Raw genomic sequence first — 3,045 nt, forward strand, 5'->3', positions numbered from 1 at the left:
TTGCCGCTTAGCAGAGCGTTATACAAACTATCAATCGGAGGTTAACCATGGAATGGTATTTAGGCGTTTTAAAAAAATATACGGTATTTGAAGGACGAGCTCGACGAAAAGAGTATTGGATGTTTATCTTGATCAACTTGATCATTAGTTTTGCACTACAAGCTATAGACCGCAGTTTTGGCACTCAATTCTTATCGTTAATCTATGGCCTAGCAGTCTTATTACCTGCAATTGCTGTTTCAGTTCGTCGACTTCATGACATAGAGAAATCAGGATGGTGGTTATTAATCAGCTTTATTCCATTTATAGGCTGCTTAGTTCTGATCTATTTCTACACTATCGATGGTAAACCTGGTGAAAACCAATATGGCACTAGCCCTAAATGGTGGTAAGTTTGTATAACAAATTACTTAAGTGGACAGTCAAACGTTCGGCACTTTCGGCTTGGAGTTTAACAGGCTTGGCAAGGTTAGGTTGTTCTGCCACTTAGTAAAGCGTTATGTGCCTATATAAATAATAATGAAATCATTCTCTTAGTGGTGGAATAATCCATTGTGCTCAAGGGATCGAATAGACGCAGTAATCATTGGCATAAACCATGGTTTTCTATTATCTGAATCCCTTTGTCGCCAACAATAAACCCACCGTTGCTAGACATTAGATTGGGCTTTTTAGGTGGTATTTACATGGCGCCTTATATAGCGTTTTTGCGTTGATCTAGCCAAACCCAACCGCTAAGCAAAATGGCAGAACCAGCGATTAGTGTCATAAGCGTACCAGGGAAGAACGTAGCAAAGCCCCCGAAATCCACAAAAATTAGGTAACCCAGATCCGCTGTGCCGCCCACCATGGCGCTGACCCAGATAGCGGTCATATTGCGTCGCCAGATCATTATTCCGCCAAAAGTTGTCACAACGCCAAACCACAACAAGTTCCAAGCGTGCTGATTCAAAATAGCACCGATAGCTGAATGATAGTCTGCACTCAATGTCTCAGGAACAACACCTGCGGCAATGTAGGCAAAGCCTTTAGAAGTATCTACAGCCATTATGGCAATACCGAAGAAGGCATGGACTACTCCCCAGATAACCCATAGAATTGCTGAAGCTTTTAGCGCTGTAATCTGTGTATTATTCATTTTCGTTTCTCCTCTTGTTTATTGTTTCAAATAAAGAAAAACCACTGACAATGTTATAAATTTTCATCACGAAGTTTTTCGACTATGCCAAGTAAGGCTTCTTTGATTTCCTCTGTTGTGATAAAGCCACCTTTAAAGTGTTCATAAAATGACGGGACTGAATACATACCCCGTAAGTCTGCACCAAAGAACGGAACTGTATTGGTTGCCAAATCCAATAATGATTTTGCTCCGCGCGCTCCCGGTGATGTCGAAAGTAAGACGATAGGTTTATCTTGATAAACTTTCGGATTGATACGAGAACACCAGTCAAACAGGTTTTTATACGCGGCTGTGTAGTTGCCATTATGTTCTGCCAGCGAAATCAGCAAGGCATCGGCTTCTCCGATCTTATTGAAAAATCTTACTGCGTTTTCCGGTTGACCGAGTGCTTGCTCAACATCTTCGCTAAACAACGGAAGCTCGTAGTCATTTAAATCAGCGATCTCAATGGAGTATCCTGTCAGCATGGATGCTGCGTAAGTCACGAGTTGTTTGTTTATTGAATTACGACTGGTTGAAGTCGCATAAGCAAACAGTTTTTTTTGGGGGGGTGTCATCATTCCTTTATTAGTATCTTGCATGAATAAGGGCCAACCCTAAATCATGACCAGCAATGAATTGAAGGGAGTCACCCTCGATTAAATCTCCCTTCGTTACAGGTACACCATTTGCGTTACCTTTACCCTGGGTGATGAGAACCACAAACGGTTGATTGACTGTTATTTCTTCGCCGACGGGTAGGTAACCAACCTTACAAACCATATTGCTAATGAAGCTGCCATCCGTGCCGCCGAGTACAGTTGTTAAACCACTATCTGAGAGTTTGAAATTTTTATAGGCAGGTTCAAGTCCTTTTTCGGGTGGCTTAAACCAGATTTGGGCAATATCAGCGGGTGTGTCATGGAGGTTAAACTCAGCATGTTGCATACCAGTTCCAGCACGCTGAACCTGAACTTCAGGTGCGTGAATTGCGGTGCCATCACCTAGAGTACCCTTGTGCCCCACACTGCCAGAGAAAACAACGCTGACAATATCGACGTCATGATGCGGATGCATCGGTGCGCCATCGTTAGGTAAAAATTGACCTAGCGCCAAATAAATAAAGTCTACAAGACCATGACTAATGTCAGTCCGGTCTTTTGCCTTTGGCCATAACTCCGGGTTCAGAACCATATGCCGTTCCAAAATACCAGCAAACCCGCCCTGGGGTAGATCGTCATAGTGAATGACTCTTTGTGAAGTGCTCATGGGGGCCTCCTAATGATTACAATTTGTTGTACTTGATAAATAAACCTTACTAAAGCTAATATATAACATTAGTTCTTTTATGGTAAGTAGGTACATTTTTGTAACCATGAATATTTTTAGTTAAAAAATCAAACGGAAGTAAAAAAATGAGAGAAGAGTGCCCTGTAGAAATAACAATAAAATTGATTGGTAGCCGTTGGAAATGTCCCATTATTCATCACTTACTGAGTGGTACGAAGCGTTTCAATGAACTTCGCAGGCTCATACCTGATGCATCCCAACGAATGTTGACAAAACATCTGCGTGAGTTAGAGAAGGATGGGATTGTGCACCGTAAAGTATTTGCAGAGGTGCCGCCGAAAACCGAATATTCGCTGACAAATACTGGTCAATCGCTTGAGCCGGTTTTGTGGGCAATGCATGATTGGGCTGTCACGAACTTGGACTCAGCAGAAAAGCACTAAATATCAAATCAGTCCATCACATAGCGCTTTGGTGCTTTGTGAATATGTAATTGTCAAAAGCAGAATAACAGTTTTGGGACTAAAGCATTCATTTAGATTGGTATACGTTATCGTCATACACTCAACACATAACAAGGCGTTTAAACGGAACAA

5 protein-coding genes are annotated in these 3,045 nt (G+C 41.9%); 2 read left to right on the plus strand and 3 right to left on the minus strand.

Annotation, left to right across the window (positions count from 1 at the left end):
- Positions 1-47: 47 nt before the first annotated feature.
- Positions 48-392 (plus strand): DUF805 domain-containing protein, encoded by a 345-nt coding sequence (locus ACP45E_RS12820; RefSeq protein WP_017037859.1) that lies wholly within the window; start codon positions 48-50, stop codon positions 390-392.
- A 302-nt stretch (positions 393-694) separates the two neighbouring features.
- On the opposite strand, the gene ACP45E_RS12825 is transcribed toward ACP45E_RS12820, so the two are convergent.
- Genes ACP45E_RS12825 through ACP45E_RS12835 form a run of 3 tightly spaced genes read right to left on the minus strand, consistent with a single transcriptional unit; the run spans position 695 to position 2,428 of the window.
- Entirely contained in the window at positions 695-1,138 is a 444-nt protein-coding gene (locus ACP45E_RS12825; RefSeq protein ID WP_017037860.1) for a hypothetical protein, read from the minus strand.
- Positions 1,139-1,191: 53 nt separating this feature from the next.
- The gene (locus ACP45E_RS12830; protein ID WP_017037861.1) at positions 1,192-1,761 is read right to left on the minus strand and encodes an NADPH-dependent FMN reductase; all 570 of its coding nucleotides are present in this window, start codon (positions 1,759-1,761) and stop codon (positions 1,192-1,194) included.
- The gene (locus ACP45E_RS12835; RefSeq protein WP_017037862.1) at positions 1,748-2,428 is read right to left on the minus strand and encodes a pirin family protein; all 681 of its coding nucleotides are present in this window, start codon (positions 2,426-2,428) and stop codon (positions 1,748-1,750) included. Before ACP45E_RS12835 ends, ACP45E_RS12830 begins: the two co-directional genes overlap by 14 nt.
- A 146-nt stretch (positions 2,429-2,574) precedes the next feature.
- Here ACP45E_RS12835 and ACP45E_RS12840 point away from each other — a divergent pair, with 146 nt between their 5' ends.
- Positions 2,575-2,892, plus strand: a complete 318-nt coding sequence (locus ACP45E_RS12840; RefSeq protein WP_017037863.1) for a winged helix-turn-helix transcriptional regulator — start codon at positions 2,575-2,577, stop codon at positions 2,890-2,892.
- The last annotated feature ends 153 nt before the right edge of the window (positions 2,893-3,045 follow it).

Origin of the sequence: Vibrio genomosp. F10 str. 9ZD137 (assembly GCF_049974785.1) — a bacterium.
Classification (GTDB): Bacteria; Pseudomonadota; Gammaproteobacteria; order Enterobacterales; family Vibrionaceae; genus Vibrio.

Excerpts from the sequence above, each read along its gene's own strand:
- ACP45E_RS12825 (WP_017037860.1), bottom strand. The coding sequence starts at position 1,138 with ATGAATAATACACAGATTACAGCGCTAAAAGCTTCAGCAATTCTATGG.
- ACP45E_RS12830 (WP_017037861.1), bottom strand. The coding sequence starts at position 1,761 with ATGCAAGATACTAATAAAGGAATGATGACACCCCCCCAAAAAAAACTG.
- ACP45E_RS12835 (WP_017037862.1), bottom strand. The coding sequence starts at position 2,428 with ATGAGCACTTCACAAAGAGTCATTCACTATGACGATCTACCCCAGGGC.
- ACP45E_RS12840 (WP_017037863.1), top strand. The coding sequence starts at position 2,575 with ATGAGAGAAGAGTGCCCTGTAGAAATAACAATAAAATTGATTGGTAGC.
- ACP45E_RS12820 (WP_017037859.1), top strand. The coding sequence starts at position 48 with ATGGAATGGTATTTAGGCGTTTTAAAAAAATATACGGTATTTGAAGGA.